The organism is Streptomyces sp. NPDC058758 (assembly GCF_042746075.1).
In the GTDB taxonomy this organism is placed as follows: Bacteria; Actinomycetota; Actinomycetes; order Streptomycetales; family Streptomycetaceae; genus Streptomyces.
In genome coordinates this window covers 138,803-163,345 of sequence record NZ_JBHYPS010000011.1, presented here as the reverse complement: position 1 = coordinate 163,345, position 24,543 = coordinate 138,803, and the positions used below count along the sequence as shown (strand labels likewise).

General features: G+C 73.4%; 22 protein-coding genes. 17 read left to right on the top strand and 5 right to left on the bottom strand.

What is annotated here, in order from left to right:
• Window positions 1-222 precede the first annotated feature (222 nt).
• Both ACFW6A_RS16570 and thiD read left to right on the top strand, forming a co-directional pair.
• Entirely contained in the window at window positions 223-1,185 is a 963-nt protein-coding gene (locus ACFW6A_RS16570) for a thiamine-phosphate kinase (RefSeq protein WP_043229333.1), read from the top strand.
• On the top strand, window positions 1,182-1,985 hold the full coding sequence (gene thiD / locus ACFW6A_RS16565) for a bifunctional hydroxymethylpyrimidine kinase/phosphomethylpyrimidine kinase (RefSeq protein ID WP_351843428.1): 804 nt from the start codon (window positions 1,182-1,184) through the stop codon (window positions 1,983-1,985). Before ACFW6A_RS16570 ends, thiD begins: the two co-directional genes overlap by 4 nt.
• 138 nt (window positions 1,986-2,123) lie before the next feature.
• Here the strand turns inward: thiD and rpmB are convergent, their stop codons facing one another.
• Window positions 2,124-2,309: a 50S ribosomal protein L28 gene (gene rpmB / locus ACFW6A_RS16560; RefSeq protein ID WP_003957616.1), complete on the bottom strand. Its 186-nt coding sequence runs from the start codon at window positions 2,307-2,309 to the stop codon at window positions 2,124-2,126.
• Between the two features lie 231 nt (window positions 2,310-2,540).
• Between rpmB and ACFW6A_RS16555 the strand changes: the two genes are divergently transcribed.
• The 9 genes from ACFW6A_RS16555 (at window position 2,541) to mutM (ending at window position 11,626) form a co-directional block, all read left to right on the top strand.
• Window positions 2,541-4,232: a DAK2 domain-containing protein gene (locus ACFW6A_RS16555; protein ID WP_386641179.1), complete on the top strand. Its 1,692-nt coding sequence runs from the start codon at window positions 2,541-2,543 to the stop codon at window positions 4,230-4,232.
• A gap of 62 nt (window positions 4,233-4,294) precedes the next feature.
• Window positions 4,295-6,499: an ATP-dependent DNA helicase RecG gene (recG, locus tag ACFW6A_RS16550; protein WP_351843424.1), complete on the top strand. Its 2,205-nt coding sequence runs from the start codon at window positions 4,295-4,297 to the stop codon at window positions 6,497-6,499.
• Between the two features lie 68 nt (window positions 6,500-6,567).
• The gene (gene rsmD / locus ACFW6A_RS16545) at window positions 6,568-7,149 is read left to right on the top strand and encodes a 16S rRNA (guanine(966)-N(2))-methyltransferase RsmD (protein WP_351843422.1); all 582 of its coding nucleotides are present in this window, start codon (window positions 6,568-6,570) and stop codon (window positions 7,147-7,149) included.
• A gap of 26 nt (window positions 7,150-7,175) precedes the next feature.
• Entirely contained in the window at window positions 7,176-7,655 is a 480-nt protein-coding gene (gene coaD, locus ACFW6A_RS16540; protein ID WP_351843480.1) for a pantetheine-phosphate adenylyltransferase, read from the top strand.
• A 110-nt stretch (window positions 7,656-7,765) separates the two neighbouring features.
• Entirely contained in the window at window positions 7,766-8,800 is a 1,035-nt protein-coding gene (locus tag ACFW6A_RS16535) for an ATP synthase F0 subunit B (RefSeq protein ID WP_351843420.1), read from the top strand.
• A gap of 142 nt (window positions 8,801-8,942) precedes the next feature.
• A complete protein-coding gene (locus ACFW6A_RS16530) occupies window positions 8,943-9,581 on the top strand; it encodes a DUF177 domain-containing protein (protein ID WP_351843478.1) in 639 nt (212 codons plus the stop codon).
• Between the two features lie 2 nt (window positions 9,582-9,583).
• Window positions 9,584-9,757, top strand: a complete 174-nt coding sequence (gene rpmF / locus ACFW6A_RS16525; protein ID WP_043229344.1) for a 50S ribosomal protein L32 — start codon at window positions 9,584-9,586, stop codon at window positions 9,755-9,757.
• A 20-nt stretch (window positions 9,758-9,777) separates the two neighbouring features.
• On the top strand, window positions 9,778-10,572 hold the full coding sequence (rnc, locus tag ACFW6A_RS16520) for a ribonuclease III (protein WP_351843418.1): 795 nt from the start codon (window positions 9,778-9,780) through the stop codon (window positions 10,570-10,572).
• Window positions 10,573-10,762: 190 nt separating this feature from the next.
• Window positions 10,763-11,626, top strand: coding sequence for a bifunctional DNA-formamidopyrimidine glycosylase/DNA-(apurinic or apyrimidinic site) lyase (mutM, locus tag ACFW6A_RS16515; protein WP_351843416.1), 864 nt, complete (start codon window positions 10,763-10,765; stop codon window positions 11,624-11,626).
• 45 nt (window positions 11,627-11,671) lie between these two features.
• On the opposite strand, the gene ACFW6A_RS16510 is transcribed toward mutM, so the two are convergent.
• Window positions 11,672-12,070 carry a helix-turn-helix domain-containing protein gene (locus ACFW6A_RS16510; RefSeq protein WP_351843415.1) on the bottom strand — a complete coding sequence of 133 codons (399 nt, stop codon included), beginning with the start codon at window positions 12,068-12,070 and terminating at the stop codon, window positions 11,672-11,674.
• A 31-nt stretch (window positions 12,071-12,101) separates the two neighbouring features.
• Window positions 12,102-13,070, bottom strand: a complete 969-nt coding sequence (locus ACFW6A_RS16505; protein ID WP_351843413.1) for a CAP domain-containing protein — start codon at window positions 13,068-13,070, stop codon at window positions 12,102-12,104.
• 226 nt (window positions 13,071-13,296) lie between these two features.
• On the opposite strand from ACFW6A_RS16505, the gene ACFW6A_RS16500 reads away from it, so the two are divergent.
• The 4 genes from ACFW6A_RS16500 to ACFW6A_RS16485 all read left to right on the top strand — a co-directional run bounded on the left by ACFW6A_RS16500 (window position 13,297) and on the right by ACFW6A_RS16485 (window position 19,538).
• Entirely contained in the window at window positions 13,297-13,578 is a 282-nt protein-coding gene (locus ACFW6A_RS16500; protein WP_351843411.1) for an acylphosphatase, read from the top strand.
• Between the two features lie 420 nt (window positions 13,579-13,998).
• Window positions 13,999-14,214, top strand: coding sequence for a hypothetical protein (locus ACFW6A_RS16495; RefSeq protein WP_351843409.1), 216 nt, complete (start codon window positions 13,999-14,001; stop codon window positions 14,212-14,214).
• 232 nt (window positions 14,215-14,446) lie between these two features.
• Window positions 14,447-17,998: a chromosome segregation protein SMC gene (gene smc, locus ACFW6A_RS16490; protein ID WP_351843407.1), complete on the top strand. Its 3,552-nt coding sequence runs from the start codon at window positions 14,447-14,449 to the stop codon at window positions 17,996-17,998.
• Between the two features lie 106 nt (window positions 17,999-18,104).
• Window positions 18,105-19,538: a sugar porter family MFS transporter gene (locus ACFW6A_RS16485; protein WP_351843405.1), complete on the top strand. Its 1,434-nt coding sequence runs from the start codon at window positions 18,105-18,107 to the stop codon at window positions 19,536-19,538.
• Window positions 19,539-19,541: 3 nt separating this feature from the next.
• On the opposite strand, the gene ACFW6A_RS16480 is transcribed toward ACFW6A_RS16485, so the two are convergent.
• The gene (locus ACFW6A_RS16480; protein ID WP_351843403.1) at window positions 19,542-20,513 is read right to left on the bottom strand and encodes an LLM class flavin-dependent oxidoreductase; all 972 of its coding nucleotides are present in this window, start codon (window positions 20,511-20,513) and stop codon (window positions 19,542-19,544) included.
• Between the two features lie 150 nt (window positions 20,514-20,663).
• Here ACFW6A_RS16480 and ftsY point away from each other — a divergent pair, with 150 nt between their 5' ends.
• On the top strand, window positions 20,664-21,890 hold the full coding sequence (ftsY, locus tag ACFW6A_RS16475) for a signal recognition particle-docking protein FtsY (protein WP_351843401.1): 1,227 nt from the start codon (window positions 20,664-20,666) through the stop codon (window positions 21,888-21,890).
• 69 nt (window positions 21,891-21,959) lie between these two features.
• On the opposite strand, the gene ACFW6A_RS16470 is transcribed toward ftsY, so the two are convergent.
• Window positions 21,960-22,613 (bottom strand): bifunctional DNA primase/polymerase, encoded by a 654-nt coding sequence (locus tag ACFW6A_RS16470; RefSeq protein WP_351843399.1) that lies wholly within the window; start codon window positions 22,611-22,613, stop codon window positions 21,960-21,962.
• A gap of 438 nt (window positions 22,614-23,051) precedes the next feature.
• Here ACFW6A_RS16470 and ACFW6A_RS16465 point away from each other — a divergent pair, with 438 nt between their 5' ends.
• Window positions 23,052-24,527 (top strand): hypothetical protein, encoded by a 1,476-nt coding sequence (locus tag ACFW6A_RS16465; protein WP_351843397.1) that lies wholly within the window; start codon window positions 23,052-23,054, stop codon window positions 24,525-24,527.
• Window positions 24,528-24,543: the final 16 nt, after the last annotated feature.

Below are 24,543 nucleotides of genomic sequence, written 5' to 3'. Positions count from 1 at the left end.
GGCGGCCACGAGGATCTTGTGGGAGAAAGAGACGCCACGGTACCGCGTCGCCGTTGGCCGCGGGGAGACCCGCGCCTTCCGGGGCGCCCGGGGTGTGGCGTACACAGGACAGAAGTTGACGGTCAACTTGACGGTACCCAGCACGGTGACGGCCCGCGACCCGCGGCGCGCACAGGCGCTCCGCCGACCCCAGGCCGGCACGACGACACGAGGTGAGACGCGGTGAAGGGCACAGTCGGAGAACTGGGCGAGTTCGGGCTCATCAAGGAGCTCACGTCCCGGCTCACCTCCACCCCGGCGGTACGGATCGGGCCCGGCGACGACGCCGCCGTGGTCTCCGCCCCGGACCGGCGCGTGGTGGCCAGCACGGACATCCTGCTCGAAGGACGTCACTTCCGCCGCGACTGGTCGACGGCCTACGACGTCGGCCGCAAGGCCGCCGCACAGAACCTCGCCGACATCGCGGCCATGGGCGCGGTCCCCACCGCGCTCCTCCTCGGCCTCGTCGTCCCCGCCGAACTCCCGGTCACCTGGCCCACGGAACTCATGGACGGGCTGCGCGACGAATGTCAGGTCGCGGGCGCCGCGGTGGTCGGCGGGGACGTCGTCCGCGGCGACACGATCATGGTCTCCATCACCGCCCTCGGCGACCTCCGCAACGCCGACCCGGTCACCCGGGGCGGCGCCCAGCCAGGCGACGTCGTCGCCTACACCGGCTGGCTCGGCTGGTCCGCCGCCGGCTACGCGGTCCTCTCCCGCGGCTTCCGCTCCCCGCGCGCCTTCGTCGAGGCCCACCGCCGCCCCGAACCGCCCTACCACGCGGGTCCGGCCGCCGCCGGGCTCGGCGCCACCGCCATGTGCGACGTCAGCGACGGCCTCATCGCCGACCTCGGCCACATCGCCGAGGCCAGCAACGTCCGCATCGACCTGCGCTCCGGACTCATCGACATCCCCGGCCAGATGCACGACATCGGCCAGGCCGTCGGCGTCGACCCCCTCCAGTGGGTCCTCACCGGAGGCGAGGACCACGCCATCGTCGCCACCTTCCCCCCGGACGTGAAGCTCCCCGCCCGCTGGAAGGTCATCGGAGAGGTCATCGCCCCCTCCGCGCTGCCCCAGGTGACCGTCGACGGCGCCCCCTGGCACAGCGTCGGCGGCTGGGACCACTTCGGGGAGACCGAGTGACCGCCCCGCCGCCCCTGGTGCTCACCGTCGCCGGATCCGACTCCGGCGGCGGCGCCGGCATCCAGGCCGACCTCAAGACCATGCTCGCCCTCGGCGTCCACGGCATGAGCGTGGTCACCGCCGTCACCGCCCAGAACTCGCGCGGGGTCCACGGCGTCTGGGAACTCCCCGAGGAGGCGGTCCGCGCCCAGTACCGGGCCGTCGCCGACGACATCGGCGTCCACGCCGTCAAGACCGGCATGCTCGCCACCGCCCCGCTCGTCGAGACCGTCGCCGAACTCCTCGCGGGCACCGACGCGCCCGTGGTCGTCGACCCGGTCGGCGTCTCCAAGCACGGCGACCCGCTGCTCGCGGCCTCCGCCCTGGAATCCGTACGGAAACGGCTGCTGCCGACCGCGACCGTCGCCACCCCCAACCTGGACGAGGTGACCCAGCTCACCGGCATCGAGGTCGAGGACGAGGACGGGATGCGCCGGGCCGCCGACGCGATCCTCGGGTACGGACCGCGCTGGGCGCTCGTCAAGGGCGGCCACCTGCCCGGGGGCGCCGCCGAGGCCGTCGACCTCCTCACCGACGGCACCGAGGAGCACTGGCTGCGCGCCCCCCGGTACGACAACCGGCACACCCACGGCACCGGCTGCACCCTCGCCTCGGCGGTCGCCTCGGGCCTCGCCAAGGGACTGCCCGTGCCGCAGGCCGTACGGGAGGCGAAGGCGTACGTGACCGGCGCGCTCGCCGCGGGCTTCGCCCTGGGGGAGGGCATCGGGCCCGTGGACCACGGATGGGAGGCGCGCCGCTGACACGGCGAAGGGCGGGCCCGGCCCCCGAGGCCGGACCCGCCCCCCGTCACGCGGGCAAGGCGAAAGGCCGGTCCACCGAGGTGGACCGGCCTTTCAAGGCAACCGCAGGGGCTGCGCTACGACTCGGAAACGTCGCGATTAGCGCGAGACCTTGCCGGCCTTGATGCACGAGGTGCAGACGTTGAGCCGCTTCGGCGTCCGACCGACCACGGCACGCACACGCTGGATGTTCGGGTTCCAGCGACGAGACGTACGGCGGTGCGAGTGCGAAATGTTGTTGCCGAAGCCCGGCCCCTTGCCGCAGACGTCGCAGTTGGCAGCCACGGGTCACTCCAAAGACTTCAGATTTACAGTGAGATCCGGCGCACCGGAATCAGGAGTCTGAAGTGGCTTGCCGGGGATGGCCCGGCGAGTGCCGGGCAACCGAAGCAGCATACAACGACTGCTCCGGTGGAACGAAACTACCACGGTCCGGTCCGACCCCGTCCCGGCCCCCGGATCCAGAAGGCCCCGGTCTACCCTGCGGTGAGCTTCACCGCCGAAGGAGGACCCCCGTTGTCGCGAGCCCCGCAGCCCTTCGACCCCGCCGTCCGGAGTGACGAGCGTCTCGTCCTCGACGCCGAGGCGGTCCGGGCCTGGAGCGCGCGGACGGCCGAGGCCCTCGGACGGGAACGGGCCGCGATCGACGCCATCAACGTCTTCCCCGTCGCCGACGGCGACACCGGCACCAACCTGTACCTGACCGCCGACGCCGCCCACCGGGCCGTCGAGGCCGTCTTCGCCGCCCCCGGAGCCTCCGGCGCCTCTGCCCCCGACACCGCGGACGCCGCCAGGGCCATGGCCCACGGCGCGCTCCTCGGAGCCCGCGGCAACTCCGGCACCATCCTCTCCCAGCTGCTCCGCGGCATGGCCGGCGTGCTCGCCGAGGGCGCCGACGGCGACCACCTGGCCCGCGCCCTCGCCGCCGCCGCCCGCGCCGCGCGCGAGGCCGTCGCCCACCCCCAGGAGGGCACCATCCTCACCGTCGCCACCGCCGCCGCGACCGGCTGCGCGGACGGCGGCACCCTCCCCGACGTGGCCAGGAGGGCCCACGAGGGGGCCAGGGCGGCCCTGGAGGCCACCCCGGACCAGCTGGCCGTGCTGGGCCGCGCCGGGGTCGTGGACGCGGGGGGACAGGGCCTGGTGGCCGTCCTCGGCGCGCTGGTGGAGACGGTGACCGGACGGGCACCGGAAGCCCTGCCGCCGTCCCCCGCCCCCGCCCCGCCCCCCGTCGGCACGGAGGAGGGCTGCGGGCCCGGCGGCGAGGGGCCCGGCTACGAGGTCCTCTACCTCCTGGAGGCCGAGGACGCCGCCGTCGAACTCCTCAAGGCCCGGCTGGACGCCCTCGGCGACTCCCTCGTCGTCGTCGGCGGCGACGGGCTCTGGAACGTCCACGTCCACGTCGACGACGCGGGCGCCGCCGTCGAGGCCGGGATCGAGGCGGGCCGCCCCCACCGGATCCGCATCACCCACTTCGCGAGCACCGCCCCCGCGCCGGAGGCCGGCCGCGCGGACGCGGCGCCCGCCCCCGCGCGCGGCGAACGCGCCCACCGGGCCGTCGTCGCCGTCCTCCCCGGCGAAGGCCTCGCCGGGCTCTGCGCCGAGGCCGGCGCCACCACCGTCCAGGCCCGGCCCGGCGAACCGCCCGCCGGAGACGACCTCCTCGCCGCCGTCCGCCGCGCCCACGCGCGCGAGGTGGTCCTCCTGCCCAACGACACCGACCTGCGGGCCGCCGCCGCGAACGCCGCCGAACGGGCCCGCGCCGAGGGCATCCGGGTCGCCCTCATCCCCACCCGGGCCGCCGTCCAGGGCATCGCCGCCCTCGCCGTCCACGAACCCGACCGCAGCTTCGACGAGGACGTCGTCGCCATGACCGCCGCCGCCGGAGCCACCCGCTACGCCGAACTCGCCGTCGCCGAGCGCCAGTCCTTCACCAGCGCAGGCGTCTGCCAGGCCGGCGACGTCCTCGGCCTCATCGAGGGCGACGTCGCCGTCATCGGCCAGGACCTCACCGACACCGCCCGCACGGTCCTCGACCGGATGCTCCAGGCCGGCGGCGAACTCGTCACCCTCGTCGTCGCCGACGGCACCCCGCCCGGCCTCGCCGCCACCCTGGAGACCCACGTCCGGCGCGGCTACCTCGCCGTCGACACCGTCACGTACCACGCGGGCGAAGGCGCCCCGCCGCTCCTCATCGGCGTCGAGTAGCCGGGTCCCGACCGGCGGGTCGCCCACGGGCCCCGCCCCGGCTGTCGGCGCCGTGGTGTGCAATGGGACGCGTGCCCGCGCTCGACGAACCCCTCAAGAAGTCCCTCGGCCCCGCCACCGCCAAGGTCATGGCCGAGGCCCTCGACCTGCACACGGTGGGCGACCTCCTGCACCACTACCCCCGGCGGTACACCGAGCGGGGGGAGCTGACCACCCTCTCCGACCTGCCGCTCGACGAGCACGTCACGGTCGTCGCCCAGGTCGCCGACGCCCGGGTGCACACCTTCAACGGCCCCAAGGGCCGCAACCAGCGCCTCGAAGTGACCATCACCGACGGCTACGGCCGCCTCCAGCTGGTCTTCTTCGGCAAGGGGGTCCACAAGCCGCACCACGACCTGGTCCCCGGCACCCGCGCGATGTTCTCCGGCAAGGTCTCGCTCTTCAACCGCCGCCTCCAGCTCGCCCACCCCGCCTACGAACTCCTGCGCGGCGACGGCGACGCGGCGGTGGACACCTGGGCCGGCGCCCTCATCCCGATCTACCCGGCCACCACCAAGCTGGAGTCCTGGAAGATCGCCAAGGCCGTCGACACGGTCCTGCGGACCACCACCCCCGCCGACGTCGTCGACCCGCTGCCGCCCGCCCTGCGCGAGGGCCGCGGCCTCGCCGAACTCCCCGACGCCCTCCGCCTGATCCACCACCCCCGCACCCAGGCGGACGTCGCCGCCGCCCGCGACCGGCTCAAGTGGGACGAGGCCTTCGTCCTCCAGGTCGCCCTCGCCCGCCGCCGCCACGCCGACACCCAGCTCCCCGCCGTCCCCCGCCGCCCCGCCGCCGACGGCCTCCTCACCGCCTTCGACGCCAAGCTCCCCTTCACCCTCACCGACGGCCAGAACAAGGTCTCCCGCGAGATCTTCGACGACCTCGCCACCGACCACCCCATGCACCGCCTCCTCCAGGGCGAGGTCGGCTCGGGCAAGACCATGGTCGCGCTCCGCGCCATGCTCGCCGTCGTCGACGCCGGGGGGCAGGCCGCGATGCTCGCCCCCACCGAGGTCCTCGCCCAGCAGCACCACCGGTCGGTCACCGAGATGATGGGCGAGCTGGCCGAGGGCGGGATGCTCGGCGGGGCCGAGCGGGCCACCAAGGTCGTGCTGCTCACCGGCTCCATGGGCACCCCCGCCCGCCGGCAGGCGCTGCTCGACCTGGCCACCGGCGAGGCCGGGATCGTCATCGGCACCCACGCGCTCATCGAGGACAAGGTCAAGTTCCACGACCTCGGCCTCGTCGTCGTCGACGAGCAGCACCGCTTCGGCGTCGAACAGCGCGACGCCCTCCGGGGCAAGGGCAAGCAGCCGCCGCACCTGCTGGTCATGACCGCCACGCCGATCCCCAGGACGGTCGCCATGACCGTCTTCGGCGACCTGGAGACCTCCGTCCTCGACCAGCTCCCCGCCGGCCGCTCCCCGATCGCCAGCCACGTCGTCCCCGCCGCCGACAAGCCGCACTTCCTCACCCGCGCCTGGGAGCGGGTCCGCGAGGAGGTCGCCAAGGGCCACCAGGCGTACGTGGTCTGCCCCCGCATCGGGGACGAGGAGGACCGGAAGAAGACCGCCAGGCGCAAGCCCTCCGCCGAGGACGAGGCCGAGAAGCGGCCCCCGCTCGCCGTCCTCGACGTCGCCGGGAAGCTCGGCGCGGGCCCCCTCGCCGGCCTCCGGATCGCCGTCCTGCACGGGCGCATGCACCCCGACGACAAGGACGACGTCATGCGCCGCTTCGCCGCCGGCGAGCTCGACGTCCTCGTCGCCACCACCGTCATCGAGGTCGGCGTCAACGTGCCCAACGCCACCGCCATGGTGATCATGGACGCCGACCGCTTCGGCGTCTCCCAGCTCCACCAGCTCCGCGGCCGGGTCGGCCGAGGCTCCGCCCCCGGACTCTGCCTCCTCGTCACCGAGATGCCCGAGGCGAGCCCCGCCCGCCGCCGGCTCGGCGCCGTCGCCTCGACCCTCGACGGCTTCGAGCTCTCCCGCATCGACCTCGAACAGCGCCGCGAGGGCGACGTCCTCGGCCAGGCCCAGTCCGGCGTCCGCTCCTCCCTCCGGGTCCTCGCCGTCATCGAGGACGAGGAGGTCATCGCCGCCGCCCGCGAGGAGGCCACCGCCCTCGTCCTCGCCGACCCGGACCTGGAGGCCCACCCGGGGCTGCGCACCGCCCTGGACGCCCTGCTGAGCGAGGAGCGGGAGGAGTACCTGGAGAAGGGCTGACCGGGCCCCCGGCCCGTACGGCCATATCCTGGGGCGTACGCACTGGACGACGCAGGACGAGGAAACCGATGACCCGCGTGATCGCCGGCACCGCCGGCGGGCGGCGCCTGGCCGTGCCCCCGGGCAACGGCACCCGCCCCACCTCCGACCGGGCGCGCGAGGGCCTCTTCTCCACCTGGGAGGCGCTCCACGGCATCGAGGGGGCCCGGGTCGCCGACCTGTACGCCGGCTCCGGCGCCGTCGGCCTGGAGGCGCTCTCCCGCGGCGCCGTCCACGCGCTGCTCGTCGAGGCCGACGCCCGCGCCTCGCGCACCGTCCGGGAGAACGTGCGCGCCCTCGGCCTGCCCGGCGCCGAGGCCCGCACCGGCAGGGCCGAGCAGATCGTCACAGGACCGGCCCCCGCCGAGCCGTACGACCTGGTCTTCCTCGACCCGCCCTACGCGGTCCCGGACGACGAGCTGCGGGAGATCCTCCTCACACTGCGCTCGGGGGGCTGGCTGAGCGAGGATGCCGTCGTCACCGTGGAGCGCAGCACCCGAGGCGGCGCCTTCGGCTGGCCGGACGGCTTCGAACCACTGCGGTCCCGTCGCTACGGCGAGGGAACGTTTTGGTACGGTCGCGCCGCCTCTACGTGCGAAGACGCACGATGACCGGACCGGAGAGCGAGGGAACCAGGGTGCGCCGCGCCGTCTGCCCGGGGTCGTTCGACCCCATCACCAACGGACATCTCGACATCATCGCCCGCGCCTCCAAGCTGTACGACGTCGTGCACGTCGCGGTGATGATCAACCAGTCCAAGAAGGGCCTGTTCACGGTCGACGAGCGGATCGAGCTGATCCGCGAGGTCACCGCGGACTTCGGCAACGTCGAGGTGGAGTCCTTCCACGGCCTGCTCGTCGACTTCTGCAAGCAGCGGGACATCCCCGCCATCGTCAAGGGCCTGCGCGCGGTCAGCGACTTCGACTACGAGCTCCAGATGGCCCAGATGAACATCGGCCTGTCGGGCGTCGAGACGCTGTTCGTGCCCACCAACCCGACGTACAGCTTCCTCTCGTCCTCGCTGGTCAAGGAGGTCGCGGCCTGGGGCGGCGACGTCTCCCACCTGGTGCCCGCGCCGGTCCTCGGCCGGCTGACCGAGCGGCTCCGCCGCACGTGACGCGCGGCCACCGCCGCTGACGTTCCGTCACCTGGTGTCGGACGGGCCGCGACTGCCCTTACAGTCGTCCCGTCCGTCTCCATCCAGCTGTAGAGAGTGGCGAGCACCCGGTGGACGTGCAGAAGAAGCTCGACGAGATCGTCGCGACCGTACAAGGCGCCCGCTCGATGCCCATGTCGGCCTCCTGCGTGGTCAACCGCGCCGAGCTCCTCGCCCTCCTCGAGGAGGTGCGGGACGCCCTGCCGAACTCCCTCGCCCAGGCCCAGGAGCTCATCGGCGGGCGCGAGCAGATGGTCGAGCAGGCCCGCCGGGAGGCCGAGCGGATCATCGAGGCCGCCCACGCCGAGCGCGGCACGATCGTCTCCGACACCCAGATCGCCCGGCAGTCCCAGGAGGAGGCCGACCGGATCCTCTCCGAGGCCCGCCGGGAGGCCGAGGAGGTCCGGGCCGAGGCCGACGAGTACGTCGACTCCAAGCTCGCCAACTTCGAGGTCGTCCTCAACAAGACCATCGGCTCCGTCGACCGCGGCCGCGAGAAGCTGCTCGGCCGCGGCCCGGGCCTGGACGAGCACGGCTACGCCGACGAGGACGCCCCCGAGTACAGCGCGGACCCGCAGACCCTGATCGCGCGCGCCGACGAGTACGTGGACGCCAAGCTGGGCGCCTTCGAGGCGGTCCTCTCCAAGACCCTGGAGGCCGTCGGCCGCGGCCGGCAGAAGCTGCACGGCCGCATCGCCACCGACGACCTCGGCGAGCACATGGCCGCCCAGGACGGCCTCGGCCACGCCGTGCACACCAGCGACGCCGACTACCTCGCCGGCCTCGCGGAGCTCGCCGACCCGGAGCCGGCCGCGCCCGCCGCCGCCCCCGCGCCCGTCGCCGCGCAGATCCCGGCCCAGCAGGACCCCTACGGCTACCAGCAGCCCCAGCAGGTCGACCCGTACGGCTACCCGCAGCAGGACCCCTACGCGTACCAGCAGCCGCAGCAGGCCGACCCCTACGGCTACCCGCAGCAGGACCCGTACGGCTACGGGCAGCAGCCCCAGGTCCAGCCCCAGCCGGCCGCGCTCGACGAGACCAGCTTCTTCGACACGAGCATGATCGACCTGGAGCAGCTGCGCCGCTACGAGCAGGGCCGGCAGTAGCCGGAGCGGGGGCCGATTGGGCCCTGGGCGGAGCGTCCAGTATCCTGGCTCTTCGGTCGCGTGTATGCCCGCGATCCCCGCTGCCCGCAAGCGGCAGCCCCCGTGAACTTGCCACGCGAACGATCCGAAAGCAGGAAGAACCCTGAGCACGCGCCTCGACCACCGCAACCCCCTCGTGTTCGACACGCACGAGCTGGGGCGGCGTCCCGGTGCCCTCCAGCGGATCTCCCGCACGGTCGACGCGCCCGCCGATCTCGGTGTCGCCGGGGTCGTCGGAGTGCCCGAGGGCGCTCCGGTGGAGATCGAACTCCGACTCGAGTCCGTCATGGAAGGGGTGCTTGTCACAGGCACCGCCCGTGCGTCGGCCGAGGGGGAGTGCGTAAGGTGTCTGGAGCCCGTCGAGCTGGAGCTCGACGCGGATTTCCAGGAGATGTTCTCGTACCCCGAATCCGACGACCGGGGCCGCGTCAAAGCGGTCGCGGACGACGAGGACGATGAAGACGAGAGCATGATCCCCCTCGAGGACGGCATGTTCGACCTCGAACCCGTGCTGCGTGACGCAGTGGTACTCGCGCTGCCCATGCAGCCGGTGTGCCGGGAGGACTGTGCGGGTCTGTGTTCCGACTGCGGAATCAACCTGAACGACCACCCCGACCACCACCACGACGCCACCGACATCCGTTGGGCGGCACTGCAGGAACTCGCCGGCTCGCTGGGAGCCGACGAGAAGGACAACATGAGCGACGCCGCTACCGGTGTCGACGAGAAGCAGGAGAAGTAGCCGTGGCTGTTCCGAAGCGGAAGATGTCGCGCAGCAACACGCGCCACCGCCGGTCGCAGTGGAAGGCTGCGGTCCCCACCCTGGTTTCGTGTGAGCGTTGCCAGGAGCCGAAGCTGCAGCACATCGCGTGCCCGAGCTGCGGCACCTACAACAAGCGCCAGGTCCTCGCGGTCTGAGCGGGCTGGTGAGAGGCACGATGTCTGACAACATCAACAGCGCCTCGTCCCACACGCTTCTGGAAGGGCGGCTCGGGTATCACCTCGAGTCCGCCCTTCTGGTGCGTGCGCTGACCCACCGCTCGTACGCGTACGAGAACGGCGGTCTGCCCACCAACGAGCGGCTGGAGTTCCTCGGGGACTCCGTGCTCGGCCTGGTGGTCACCGACACCCTCTACCGCACCCACCCCGATCTGCCCGAGGGCCAGCTGGCCAAGCTCCGGGCCGCGGTGGTCAACTCGCGTGCGCTGGCGGACGTCGGGCGCGGCCTCGACCTGGGCTCCTTCATCCGGCTGGGCCGGGGCGAAGAGGGCACGGGCGGCCGGGACAAGGCATCCATCCTCGCCGACACCCTCGAAGCGGTGATCGGCGCGGTCTATCTCGACCAGGGCCTCGAAGCGGCGTCCGAGCTGGTGCACCGGCTCTTCGACCCGCTCATCGAGAAGTCCTCGAACCTCGGTGCCGGCCTGGACTGGAAGACCAGCCTCCAGGAACTCACCGCGGCCGAAGGGCTCGGTGTCCCGGAGTACCTCGTCTCCGAGGAGGGCCCGGACCACGAGAAGACCTTCACTGCTGCCGCCCGCGTCGGTGGTGTCTCGTACGGCACCGGCACCGGCCGCAGCAAGAAGGAAGCGGAGCAGCAGGCCGCCGAGTCCGCGTGGCGCGCGATCCGCGCCGCCGCGGACGAGCGGGCGGCGGCGGCCAAGGCCGACGCCGACGCCGGCGCGATCGGCGAGCAGGACCGGACGGACGGGGCCACCCCGGCCACCGCCTGACCGCGCCTCGCGCCGGCCGGCTCCCGCGTCCTTCAGCGGAGTCTCACCGCCCGCCCCCGCCAGGGGCGGGCGGAGCCGTTTCCGGAGGAGGGCGTTCCCCGGACCGGGGGCCGTCCCCGGGAGCCCCGGCCGTCGCCCGCCGGCGGTAGGCTGCGAGGACCACCACCCCGTACCCCTCCGGAGGAGTCCCGTGCCCGAGCTGCCCGAGGTCGAGGTCGTCCGGCGCGGACTGGAGCGCTGGGTCGCCGGACGGACCGTGGCCGGTGTCGAGGTGCTCCACCCCCGGGCCGTACGCCGCCACCCGGCGGGCGGCGCGGACTTCGCCGCCCGGCTCGTCGGACACCGCTTCGAACCGGCCCGGCGCCGCGGCAAGTACCTGTGGCTGCCGCTCGCCGACACCGGCACCTCGGTCCTCGGGCACCTCGGGATGAGCGGGCAGCTCCTGGTACAGCCGGAGGGCGCCCCCGACGAGAAGCACCTGAGGATCCGGATCCGCTTCGACGACCGGACCGGTACGGAGCTCCGCTTCGTCGACCAGCGCACCTTCGGCGGTCTCTCGCTGCACGACACGGCCCCCGACAGTGCCGACGGGCTGCCGGACGTCATCGGGCACATCGCCCGCGACCCGCTCGACCCGGCCTTCGACGACGCCGTCTTCCAGGCCGCGCTCCGGCTGCGCCGCACCACGATCAAGCGGGCGCTCCTCGACCAGTCGCTGATCAGCGGCGTCGGCAACATCTACGCCGACGAGGCCCTGTGGCGGGCCAGGCTGCACTACGACCGGCCGACCGCCACCCTCACCCGCCCGCGCTCGGCCGAACTCCTCGGCCACGTCCGCGACGTGATGAACGCGGCGCTCGCCGCCGGCGGCACCAGCTTCGACAGCCTCTACGTGAACGTGAACGGCGAGTCCGGCTACTTCGACCGCTCGCTCGACGCCTACGGGCGGGAGGACGAGCCCTGCCGCCGCTGCGGCACGCCGATGCGCCGCCGCGCCTGGATGAACCGCTCCAGCTACTTCTGCCCGCGCTGCCAGCGTCCGCCGCGTCCCTGACCGCTCGGCCGGCGACGGACCGGCCCCGGCCGAGCGGGCGCCGGCTCAGCCCGTGACCGCCCGGTCCGTGGCGGCGGCGCGCTCGGCGTCGTACGCCCGCCGCGCCGCGACGACCTCCGGCATCCGCCCCTCCACCAGCGCGATCAGCCCGACCAGGCGCTCGGCGACGTCCCGCCCGAGCGGGGTGAGCCGGTAGTCGACCCGGGGCGGATTGACCGGCTGCGCCTCACGGTGCACCAGCCCGTCCCGCTCCAGCGCGTGCAGCGTCTGCGCCAGCATCTTCTCGCTGACGCCGTCCACCCGGCGCCGCAGCTCGTTGAAGCGGAAGGACCCCTCGTGCAGGGCGCCCAGGGTGAGGGCGCCCCACCGGCCCGTGACGTGCTCCAGCGTCACCCGCGAGGCACACTCCCGCGCGAAGACATCAAAGGCGAGATCGTCGGTCATACCCCCCACGGTAACCGTGGGGGAGGCCGGTTCAGTAGCCGAAGTCCTGGGTCCACCACGGGCCGCCGTCACCGAAGTGGACGCCGACGCCGAGGGTGGTGAAGTCGCAGTTCAGGATGTTGGCGCGGTGGCCGTCGCTGTTCATCCAGGAGACCATCACGGCGGTCGCGTCGACCTGGCCGCGGGCGATGTTCTCGGCACCGAGGCCGGTGACGCCGACCGCCTGGGCGCGGGACCAGGGGGTCGCGCCGTCGGGGTCGGTGTGGTCGAAGAAGTTCCGGGCGGCCATGTCGGCGCTGAAGGCGCCGGCCAGCCGGGCGAGGTCCTCCGAGGGCCGTATCGGGGAGCAGCCGACCTTGCCGCGCTCGACGTTCACCAGGCGCAGCACCTCGGCCTCGGCGGCGTCCGCGCGGTCGGCGGTGGAGCCCGCCGCCGTCGCCTCCTCGGCCGGGGCCTCGGTGGTGGGGGCGGGCTTCGGGGCGGCGGCCCGGGTGGTGGCCGGGGCCTTCGTCGGCTCGGGCAGCGGCTTCGCCGGGGTGGTGGCGGGGGCCGCGGCGCGCGTCTTCGACGGGGTGGGGGAGGGCGTCGCGGACTTCGTGGGAGCGGGCGTGGTTTTGGGGGAGGCCGGGGCCGTGGACTTCTTCGGAGCCGCCGTGCGGGTGTCCGTGCCCTTCCCGGCGCCCGTGCCGGTGCTCGTCGACGTGTCGGCCGGGGTGCGGGTCGCCCCGCCCTGCGTGGTCAGCTCCGGGGTCTGCCGGGTCTCCGTGGCGGTGGTGGGCCTGCCGCTGCCCACGCTGCCGGCGGTGAGGGTCTCCCCGCCGGGGAGGAGTCCCGTGGCGACCGCGACGGCACCGACGGCGACCGCCGCCGAGGCGCCGATCAGTCCGGTGCGGACCGGGCGGCCGCGCCGCTTGCGGCGGGGACCCCCGTGATCGCGGCCGGTGCCGGTCGCGTAGTCTGCCTCGGCGGGCGCGGCGCCGGAGCGACGGTGGCGTCCCATCTGCCTGCCTCCCTGAGCTGGCTCTCTGCTGGACCTTCGGAGCGGGGCTCCCGAAGCCGGATCTTTGCGGCCTTTGCTTTCGGCATGCTCTCCGTGGAGCGTGACGCTCCGTACGGACGGCCGAGAGGGGCGCACCCGTACGGGTGAGGCGCATTCCGTCGGACTGTACGCCATGGGAAGCCGCCGCGACGTGCTGTCCGGGCAATCCGCCCGCTAGCGTGCAGCCATGAGTGACGACGTACGGATGACCGCCTGGGTGCGCGGACGGGTACAGGGAGTGGGCTTCCGCTGGTTCACCAGGGCAAACGCTCTGGAGATCGGCGGTCTCAGCGGCTTCGCCCTGAACCTCGACGACGGCCGGGTCCAGGTCGTGGCCGAGGGCCCGAGTGAGAATTGCCACCGTCTCCTCGACTGGCTGCGGACCGGTGACACGCCCGGCCGCGTGGACGGTGTCACCGAGATATGGGGCACACCCCGGGGCGGATACGACGGCTTCGCCATCCGCTGACCCCCGCCCCCGGGAACCCTCCGCACCTCGCGCCGGCCCGCCCTCCGGACGCCCCCGGCAGGCACCGGCCGGAGGGCGGCTTTCGGGCGGATGAACAGGAGGAGTGCCTGGTGGTTGCCAAGGTCCGGCACTCGTGCAAGGCTTCCCGGACGAGGATGATCGCCACGCCCCGGAGCCACGGGTCGAGAGGCGCCGCCGCCTGCGAAGCGGCCGCGAACTCCCCCTGTGCCGCGCCGATCGGGGCGTGATCGTGTTGACCGTCAAACTTTTTGGTGAGACTCTGGAAGCCCCGCGCACCTTAGCTGTGTGGCAGTAGAACACCGGCACGACTCAGGTACTGCCGAGCACCGCGGGTGCGAATCCATCCCTCACGACCCACACCGCAATCGGTCGGTCACTCAGTGTGGAGGACCACTCATCATGGCAAAGGCGCTTCTCGGTTACGTCGGCGGCTCCGACCCGCGACTCCTCGCCGAGATGCGACGGCTTCAGCAGCGCGTCCAGGATCTGGAATCCGAGCTCGTACGGATCCAGACCGAGAACGACGCGCTCGCCGCTGCCGCCGCTCAGCAGGGCGAGTCGCTGCTCGACCGCATCGACCTCGACGTACCCCAGGCGGAGCCTGCGCTCACCTGACACCCCAAGCCCGACGGGCTCAGGTGGGAACAGCTGAATAGGCAAGGGGCGCCTCGGCGTCCCTTCTTTTCTTCACCCCGCGACCGTCTTCTCCGACGACCGTCGCGCCCTCCGCGACCCCTTCTTTCCCCCGCGGACACCTCGCGTCCCCCCGCGTCACACCTCTTCCCACCCGAGGGTCTGCCCTGCGCGATCACCGGTGAAACGCGACACCCCGGGTAGAGTCCCGGGGGTGCACCTCAAGGCCCTCACGCTCCGCGGATTCAAGTCCTTCGCCTCCGCCACCACGCTGAGGTTCGAACCCGGGATCACCTGCGTCGTCGGCCCCAACGGCTCCGGCAAGTCCAACGTCGTGGACGCGCTGTCCTGGGTCATGGGCGAGCAGGGCGCCAAGTCGCTGCGCGGCGGCAAGATGGAGGACGTCATCTTCGCCGGCACCACCGGGCGGCCCCCGCTCGGCCGCGCCGAGGTCTCGCTCACCATCGACAACTCCGACGGCGCCCTGCCCATCGACTACGCCGAGGTGACGATCACCCGGATCATGTTCCGGGGCGGCAGCAGCGAGTACCAGATCAACGGCGACACCTGCCGGCTGCTCGACATCCAGGACCTCCTCTCCGACTCCGGCATCGGCCGCGAGATGCACGTCATCGTCGGCCAGGGCCAGCTCGACTCGGTGCTGCACGCCGACCCGATGGGCCGGCGCGCCTTCATCGAGGAGGCCGCCGGCGTCCTCAAACACCGCAAGCGCAAGGAGAAGGCGCTGCGGAAGCTCGACGCGATGCGGGCCAACCTCGCACGCGTCCAGGACCTCACCGACGAACTCCGCCGCCAGCTCAAGCCGCTCGGCCGGCAGGCCGCCGTCGCCCGCCGCGCCGTCGTCATCCAGGCCGACCTGCGCGACGCCCGCCTCCGCCTCCTCGCCGACGACCTCGTCCGCCACCAGCGCGCCCTGCGGGCGGAACTCGCCGACGAGGCCGCCCTCCTGGCCCGCAAGGAGGCCACCGAGGAGGAGCTGCGCGCCGCGCTCGCCCACGAGGCCGCGCTGGAGGCCGAGGTCCGCGCCCTCGCCCCCCGCCTGGAGCGCGCCCAGCAGAGCTGGTACGCCCTCTCCCAGCTCGCCGAACGCGTCCGCGGCACCGTCTCCCTCGCCGACGCCCGCGTGCGGAGCGCCACCGACGCCCCCGCCGAGGAACGCCGCGGCCGTGACCCCGAGGACCTGGAGCGCGAGGCAGCCCGCGTCCGCGAGCAGGAGGCCGAACTGGAGGCCGCCCTGGAGGCCGCCGAGCGGGCCCTGGAGGACACCGTCGACCACCGGGCCGAGCTGGAGCGGGCCCTCGCCGCCGAGGAACGCCGCCTCAGGGACGCCGCCCGCGCCCTCGCCGACCGCCGCGAGGGCCTCGCCCGGCTGCACGGCCAGGTCAACGCCGCCCGCTCCCGCGCGGCCTCCGCCCAGGCCGAGATCGACCGGCTGACCGCCGCCCGCGACGAGGCCGCCGACCGCGCCGCCGCCGCCCAGGAGGAGTACGAACGGCTCAGGGCCGAGGTCGACGACCTCGACGCCGCCGACACCGAGCACGCCGAACGGTACGAGGAGGCCCGCAGGGCCCTCGCCGACGCCGAGACCGCGCTCGGCGCCGCCCGCGAGGAGGCCGCCACCGCGGAGAGCCGCCGCGCCGCCACCCGCGCCCGGCACGACACCCTCGCGCTCGGGCTCCGCCGCAAGGACGGCACCGGCGCCCTGCTCTCCGCAGGCCTCACCGGGATCCTCGGCCCCGCCGCCGAGCTCCTCACCGTCGCCCCCGGCCACGAGATCCCCGTCGCCGCCGCCCTCGGCGCCGCCGCCGACGCCCTCGCCGCCGACGGACCCGCCGCCGCCGTCGAGGCCCTCCGCCTCCTCCGCAAGCAGGACGCCGGCCGGGCCGCCCTGATCCTCACCGCGCCCCCCGGCCCCGCCCCGGCCCCGCGCCCCCTGCCCGCCGGCGCGGTGGCCGCCGCCGCCCTGGTCTCCGGCCCCGACGGCCTGCTGGACTCCGTCCGCCGGCTGCTCGACGGCGTCGTCGTCGTCGACGGCCTCGACGAGGCCCGCGACCTCGTCCGCGCCCACCCCGGACTCACCGCCGTCACCGCCGACGGCGACCTGCTCGGCGCGCACCACGCGCAGGGCGGCGCCGCCGGAGCGCCCAGCCTCCTCGAAGTCCAGGCCCAGGTGGACGAGGCCGCCGTCGAACTGGCCGAACTGACCGTCCGGTGCGAGGAGTCGGCCCGAGCCAAGGAGGAGGCCGCCGAACACCGCCGCGCCGCCGCCGCCCGCGTCGAGGAGCTCGACGCCCTCCGGCGCACCGCCGAGAAGGAGAAGGCGTCCGTCGCCCAGGCCCTCGGACGGCTCGCCGGCCAGGCCAGGGGAGCGGCCGGCGAGGCCGAGCGGACCGCCGCCGCCGTCGCCCGCGCCCAGGAAGCCCTCGAACGCGCCCGCGCCGAGGCCGAGGAACTGGCCGAACGACTGCTCGTCGCCGAGGAGGCGCCGGCCGAGGAGGAACCCGACACCTCCGTCCGCGACCGGCTCGCCATCGACGGCTCCAACGCCCGCCAGACCGAGATGGAGGCCCGCCTCCAGGTCCGCACCCACGAGGAGCGGGTCAAGGGCCTGGCCGGCCGCGCCGACTCCCTCGACCGCGCCGCCCGCGCCGAACGGGATGCACGCGCGCGTGCCGAGCAGCGCCGGGCCCGCCTCCGCCACGAGGCCCGGGTCGCGGGCGCGGTCGCCGCCGGAGCCCGTACCCTTCTCGCCCACGTCGAGGTCTCGCTGGAGCGGGCCGAACGCGAGCGCGCCGCGGCCGCCGCCGCCCGCGCCGACCGCGAGCAGGGCCTCGGCGCCGCCCGCGCCCGGGGCCGCGAACTCAAGGCCGCCCTCGACAAGCTCACCGACTCCGTCCACCGCGGCGAGGTCCTGGGAGCGGAGAAGCGGCTGCGGATCGAACAGCTGGAGGCGAAGGCCCTGGAGGAGTTCGGGGTCGAGACGGGCGCGCTCACCGCCGAGTACGGCCCCGACCAGCCCGTGCCGCCGTCGCCGCCCGCCGAGGGCGAGACGCTCCCCGACGACCCCGAGGACCCCCGCAACCAGCCGCGCCCCTTCATCCGTTCGGAGCAGGAGAAGCGGCTGAAAGCGGCCGAGCGCGCCTTCCAGCAGCTCGGCAAGGTCAACCCGCTCGCCCTGGAGGAGTTCGCGGCCCTGGAGGAGCGGCACCGCTTCCTCTCCGAACAGCTGGAGGACCTGAAGAAGACCCGCGCCGACCTCCTCCAGGTCGTGAAGGAGGTCGACCAGCGCGTCGAGCAGGTCTTCACCGAGGCGTACCACGACACCGCCCGCGAGTTCGAGGGCGTCTTCTCCCGCCTCTTCCCCGGCGGCGAGGGCCGGCTGGTGCTCACCGACCCCGACAACATGCTCACCACCGGCATCGACGTGGAGGCACGGCCGCCCGGCAAGAAGGTCAAACGGCTCTCGCTGCTCTCCGGCGGCGAGCGCTCGCTGACCGCCGTGGCCCTGCTCGTCTCGATCTTCAAGGCCCGGCCGAGCCCCTTCTACGTCATGGACGAGGTCGAGGCGGCGCTCGACGACACCAACCTCCAGCGCCTGATCCGGATCATGCGGGAGCTCCAGGAGTCCTCGCAGCTCATCGTGATCACCCACCAGAAGCGGACGATGGAGGTCGCGGACGCGCTGTACGGGGTCTCCATGCAGGGCGACGGCGTCTCGAAGGTGATCAGCCAGCGGCTCCGCTGAAGTGGTGGCGGGACCGAAGGTGTGCGCCACTGGGAATCCTGGGTAACCGGAAGCCTCCTGGAGATCCGGGAAGAGGACCGAAGGACCGCCACACCGAGGAGTCCATGTGACCGACACCGCACATGTCCCCACGCCGCCGCCCTCCGAAGGCAGGGCGGCCCACCCGGACCACCTCGGCCACGTCATCTTCATCACCGCCTCGGCCGCCATGGGCGGCTTCCTCTTCGGCTACGACAGCTCCGTCATCAACGGCGCCGTCGAGGCCATCCGCGACCGCTACGACATCGGCTCCGCGACCCTCGCCCAGGTCATCGCCATCGCCCTGATCGGCTGCGCCATCGGCGCCGCGACCGCCGGCCGGATCGCCGACCGCATCGGCCGCATCCGCTGCATGCAGATCTCCGCAGCCCTCTTCACCGTCAGCGCCGTCGGCTCCGCGCTCCCCTTCGCCCTCTGGGACCTCGCCTTCTGGCGGATCGTCGGCGGCTTCGCCATCGGCATGGCCTCCGTCATCGGCCCCGCCTACATCGCCGAGGTCGCCCCCGCCGCCTACCGCGGCCGGCTCGGCTCCTTCCAGCAGGCCGCCATCGTCATCGGCATCGCCATCTCCCAGCTCGTCAACTACGGCATCCTCCAGCTCGCCGACGGCGAGCAGCGCGGCGAGATCGGCGGCCTGGAGGCCTGGCAGTGGATGCTCGGCGTGATGGTCGTCCCCGCCCTCCTCTACGGGCTGCTCTCCTTCGCCATCCCCGAGTCCCCCCGCTTCCTCATCTCCGTGGGGAAGACCGAGCGGGCCAAGGAGGTGCTCGCCGAGGTCGAGGGCAAGGGCGTCGACCTCGACCACCGGGTCGCCGAGATCGAGAACGCGATGCGCAGCGAGCACAAGTCCACCTTCAAGGACCTGCTCGCCCCCGGCAGCCGCTTCCGCCTGCTGCCCATCGTCTGGGTCGGCATCGGCCTCTCCGTCTTCCAGCAGCTCGTCGGCATCAACGTCGCCTTCTACTACTCCTCGACGCTCTGGCAGTCCGTCGGCATCGACCCGTCGAGCTCGTTCTTTTACTCGTTCACCACGTCGATCATCAACATCATCGGCACCGTGATCGCGATGGTCCTGGTCGACCGGGTCGGCCGCAAGCCGCTCGCCCTCGTCGGCTCCGTCGGCATGGCGATCGCCCTCGCCTTCGAGGCCTGGGCCTTCTCCGCCGACCTCGTCGACGGCAAGCTCCCCGAGACCCAGGGCGTCGTGGCCCTCGTCGCCGCCCACGTCTTCGTGCTCTTCTTCGCCCTCTCCTGGGGCGTGGTCGTCTGGGTCTTCCTCGGCGAGATGTTCCCCAACCGGATCCGCGCCGCCGCCCTCGGCGTCGCCGCCTCCGCGCAGTGGATCGCCAACTGGGCCATCACCGCCAGCTTCCCGTCCCTGTCGGACTGGAACCTCTCCGGCACCTACGTCATCTACACCGTCTTCGCCGTGCTCTCGATCCCCTTCGTGCTCAGGTACGTCAAGGAGACCAAGGGCAAGGCGCTGGAGGAGATGGGCTGACGGCTACGCCCCGACGCGCGGCAGCACCTCCTCGCAGAACAGCCGCAGGCTCCGCCACCCCTCCTCCACCGGCATCCCCCCGCACAGCGGGTGCAGCACCAGGCTCTCCAGGCCGAGCTCCGCGCACTCCCCGGGCGTCACCACCCGGTAGACCCCCTCCGCGCGGAGCTCCGCCACGCTCGACGCCGCCGACCGGACCGCCGAGCGGATGTCCTTCGACTGCCAGGAGGCGTAGGTCCGCGCCTCGTGCAGGAAGTGCTCCCCGTACTCCGCCCAGGTCCGGTCCGGGTCCTCCGACACGTGCAGCAGCGGCGTCTCCCGCGCCGGCATCATCGTCCAGCCCTCGGTGCCGTACTCCGCGCACCGCTCCCGGTAGTACGCCTCCAGCTCCGGCAGGTGCGCCGACGGGAAGAACGGCAGCCCCAGCCGCGCCGCCCGCCGCGCCGCCGCCTTCGACGAGCCCCCGACCAGCAGCAGCGGGTGCGGCCGGGTGAAGGGCCGCGGGGTGACCCGCGCCGTACGCCCCCGGTACGCGAAGGGCTCGCCCGTCCAGGCGGCGAGCAGGGTCTCCAGGAGCTCGTCCTGGAGCTTCCCGCGCCGCCCCCAGTCGACCCCGCGCTCCTCGTACTCCTCCGGCCGGTAGCCGATCCCCGCCACCGTCATCAGCCGGCCGCGGCTCAGCAGGTCGAGCACCGCGACGTCCTCCGCCAGCCGCAGCGGGTCGTGCAGCGGGCCGATGACCGCGGAGACCGTGACCGCGATCCGGCGGGTGGCGCCGAAGACCGCGCCGGCGAAGACGAAGGGGGAGGGGAGCCAGTTGTTCTCCACCCCGTGGTGCTCCTCGGTCTGCACGGTGTCCACCCCGTGCCCGTCGGCGTAGGCCGCCATCTCCAGGGCGGCGCGGTAGCGCTCCGCGAGGGACTCGGGGGTGGCGCGCGGGTCGACCAGGTTGAAACGTACGACGCTGAAGGCCATGGGGTTCCCTCCGCGGGTGGGCTGCCGGCGAGGGGCGACCATAGCTGACGGGGTGTCAGATGAGAACGCCCCGGACGGCCCCCGACCCGCGACCCACGCTGCGTGCGTACGGCGTCACCGGGCGGCTCGTGTCCGATACTGGTGGACGTTATGGAACTCATCCTTGCTGTAGTCATCGCTCTGGTCGTCGCGGTCGCCGTGACCAGCGGACTCGTGATCAGCGGTCGCAAGAAGAAGCAGCTGCCGCCGGCCGAGCCGCCGTCCACCACGCCGACCATCACCGCTCCGCCCGCCGAGCCGCACGTCGGCGACGAGGCGGAGACACCGCGGGAAGAACCACGCCGCACCGTCGAGGAGCTCGGCCTCCCCACCGCCGAGGAGGCGGTCGAGACCCCCGCCGCCGTCGAGGACCCGGTCGTCGCCGAGGCCCCGCCCGCGCCCGAGATCGAGGTGCCCGAGCCCACCGCCGGACGCCTCGTCCGCCTCCGGGCCAGGCTCGCCCGCTCCCAGAACTCGCTGGGCAAGGGCCTGCTGACCCTGCTCTCCCGCGAGCACCTCGACGAGGACACCTGGGAGGAGATCGAGGAGACCCTCCTCACCGCCGACGTCGGCGTCGCCCCCACCCAGGAGCTGGTCGAGCGGCTGCGCGAGCGCGTCAAGGTGCTCGGCACCCGCACCCCCGAGGAGCTGCGCGGCCTGCTCCGCGAGGAGCTGATCGCCCTCCTCGGCGAGTACGACCGCACCGTCCACACGGAGAGCCCCCAGGACGTCCCGGGCGTCGTCATGGTCGTCGGCGTCAACGGCACCGGCAAGACCACCACCACCGGCAAGCTCGCCCGCGTGCTGGTCGCCGACGGCAAGTCCGTCGTCCTCGGCGCGGCCGACACCTTCCGCGCCGCCGCCGCCGACCAGCTCCAGACCTGGGGCGACCGGGTCGGCGCCCGCACCGTCCGCGGCCCCGAGGGCGGCGACCCCGCCTCGATCGCCTTCGACGCGGTCAAGGAGGGCATCGCCGAGAAGGCCGACGTCGTCCTGATCGACACCGCCGGCCGCCTGCACACCAAGACCGGCCTCATGGACGAGCTCGGCAAGGTCAAGCGCGTCGTGGAGAAGCACGGCCCGCTCGACGAGATCCTCCTCGTCCTCGACGCCACCACCGGCCAGAACGGCCTCATCCAGGCCCGCGTCTTCGCCGAGGTCGTCGACATCACAGGCATCGTCCTGACCAAGCTCGACGGCACCGCCAAGGGCGGCATCGTCGTCGCCGTCCAGCGCGAGCTGGGCGTCCCCGTCAAGCTCGTCGGCCTCGGCGAGGGCCCGGACGACCTGGCCCCCTTCGAGCCCGCCGCCTTCGTCGACGCCCTCATCGGCGACTGACCCCCGCGACGGCACGGACAAGGGCCCCCGCTCCTCACGAGCGGGGGCCCTTCCTCGTACGCGGACGGCTCAGCCGTGCGTCCGGTGGCACATGTACGCCAGCGTGCCGAGCAGCAGCCGGGCCTGCGGCGGCGCCCCCGCCGTGTCCAGCGTCGGCGGCCGCAGCCAGCGCACCGGACCCAGCCCGCCGAGGTTCGACGGGGGAGCGGTGATGTGGCTGCCCGGCCCCAGACAGTGCAGGTCCAGGTCCGCGTCGTCCCAGCCCATCCGGTACAGCAGCCGCGGCAGCTCCGCCGCCGCGCCCGGCGCCACGAAGAACTGCGCCCGGCCGTTCGGCGTCGCGCAGACCGGCCCCAGCGGCAGCCCCATCCGCTCCATCCGGACCAGCGCCCGCCGGCCCGCAGCCTCGGCCACCTCGATCACGTCGAAGGCGCGGCCCACCGGCAGCAGCAGCGCCGCCCCGGGGTACTCCGACCACGCCTTGGTCGCGTCGTCGAGCCCCGCGCCCGCCGGCACGGGCGACGCGAAGGAGAGAGGATGCGCGCCCGGGGCCGTGCAGGCCCGGTCGCCGCAGGAGCACTGGCCGGAGACGGCCCGCGCGCCGGGCTGGACGTCCCAGCCCCAGAGTCCGGTGTACTCGGCCACCGCGGTGCACTCGGTGGTGCGCGCGCGGCGCCGTGAGCCGGACCGCATCTCACGAATGCCGCCGATCGTGAAGCCCATGCCCCCTCCAACGGGTCGGACGCGCCGGTGGTTACGACCCGGAGCACCTGTGTCACGGAAGGTGACGACCCGCCCGGGATGCGCCGCCCGGGGTGGCGCACAGTGGCGAACGGGGTGGTGCGCACGGTGGCGCGCGCCTCTCCGCGCTTCCGTCCGCCGACTCCGGGTCGTCGCATGTCAAGTGAATCGTGTGGAGCCCCCGGCGAGTTCATTCGAAGGGGTGGCGAATGGTGGCGTTTCTTGTCACGCCCTCACGGCAGGGGTGATCGTAGGATTACTTTCGGTACCCGGAGCCCGGAGGGGCGTGCACGGGTGGGTATGCCGGAGGCAAGCCGGTTTCCCGTTCGAAGGAGTCGGAACACCGAGCGGGGAGCCGCGGGACGCGGCATTCTGATAGGGGTTCGCACGACAGGCAATCAGGTGGATGGGGGCGTTCCAGTGGGCGGCAGCGGCACGGACGGTACGAATGCCGGCAAGCGCCCCAACGAGCGGCTCGGCTCGTGGTTCGTGCGCAGCGGCTGGTCCAAGGGCGAGCTGGCCCGCCAGGTGAACCGCAGGGCGCGCCAGATGGGCGCCCACCACATCTCCACCGACACCTCCCGGGTGCGCCGCTGGCTCGACGGCGAACAGCCCCGCGAACCCATTCCGAGAATCCTCTCCGAGCTGTTCTCCGAGCGCTTCGGCTCCGTCGTCGCCATCGAGGACCTCGGACTGCGCACCGCCCACCAGTCCCCCTCCGTCTCCGGCGTCGACCTGCCCTGGGCCGGACCGCAGACCGTCTCCCTGCTCAGCGAGTTCTCCCGCAGCGACCTCATGCTCGCCCGGCGCGGCTTCCTCGGCTCCTCGCTCCAGCTCGCCGCCGGCCCCGCCCTCATCGAGCCCATGCAGCGCTGGCTCGTCCCCACCCCCACCGGCGAACCCGCCCCCGCCGACCCCGCGTCCGACGGGCGCCGCCCGCGCCGGCTCTCCGAGATCGAGCTCGACCTCCTCGAATCCACCACCGCCATGTTCCGCAAGTGGGACGCCCAGTGCGGCGGCGGACTGCGCCGCAAGGCCGTCGTCGGCCAGCTCCACGAGGTCACCGACCTCCTCCAGGAGGCCCAGCCGGCCCCCGTCTCCCGGCGCCTCTTCACCGTCGCCGCCGAACTGGCCGAACTCGCCGGCTGGATGAGCTACGACGTGGGCCTCCAGCCCACCGCCCAGAAGTACTTCGTCCTCGCCCTGCACGCCGCCAAGGAGGCCGGCGACAAGCCGCTCGGCTCGTACATCCTCTCCTCCATGAGCCGGCAGATGATCCACCTCGGCCGCCCCGACGACGCCCTCGAACTCATCCACCTCGCCCAGTACGGCAGTCGGGACTGCGCCACCCCCCGCACCCAGGCCATGCTGTATGCGATGGAGGCCCGCGCCTACGCCAACATGGGCCAGCCCTCCAAGTGCAAGCGGGCCGTCCGGATGGCCGAGGACACCTTCGCCGACGCCACCTTCGAAGGCGGGCCCGAGCCCGACTGGATCCGCTTCTTCACCGAGGCCGAGCTCAACGGCGAGAACTCCCACTCCTACCGCGACCTCGCCTACGTCGCCGGACGCTCCCCGAGCTACGCCTCGCTGGCCGAACCCGTCATGGAGCGGGCCGTCGAACTCTTCGAGAAGGACCCCGACCACCAGCGGTCGTACGCCCTCAACCTCATCGGCATGGCCACCGTCCACCTGCTCAAGCGCGAACCCGAGCAGTCCGTCGTCCTCGCCGAGAAGGCCCTCGGGGTCGCCCGCTCGATCCGCTCCGAGCGGGTCAACAACCGGCTCCGCAAGACCGTCGACACCGCCGCCCGCGACTTCGGCGACGTCGCCGAGGTCGTCGACCTCACCGACCGGCTCACCCTGCTCCTGCCCGAGTCCGCCGAGGCCGTCTGACCGCCCCGCGAGCCCC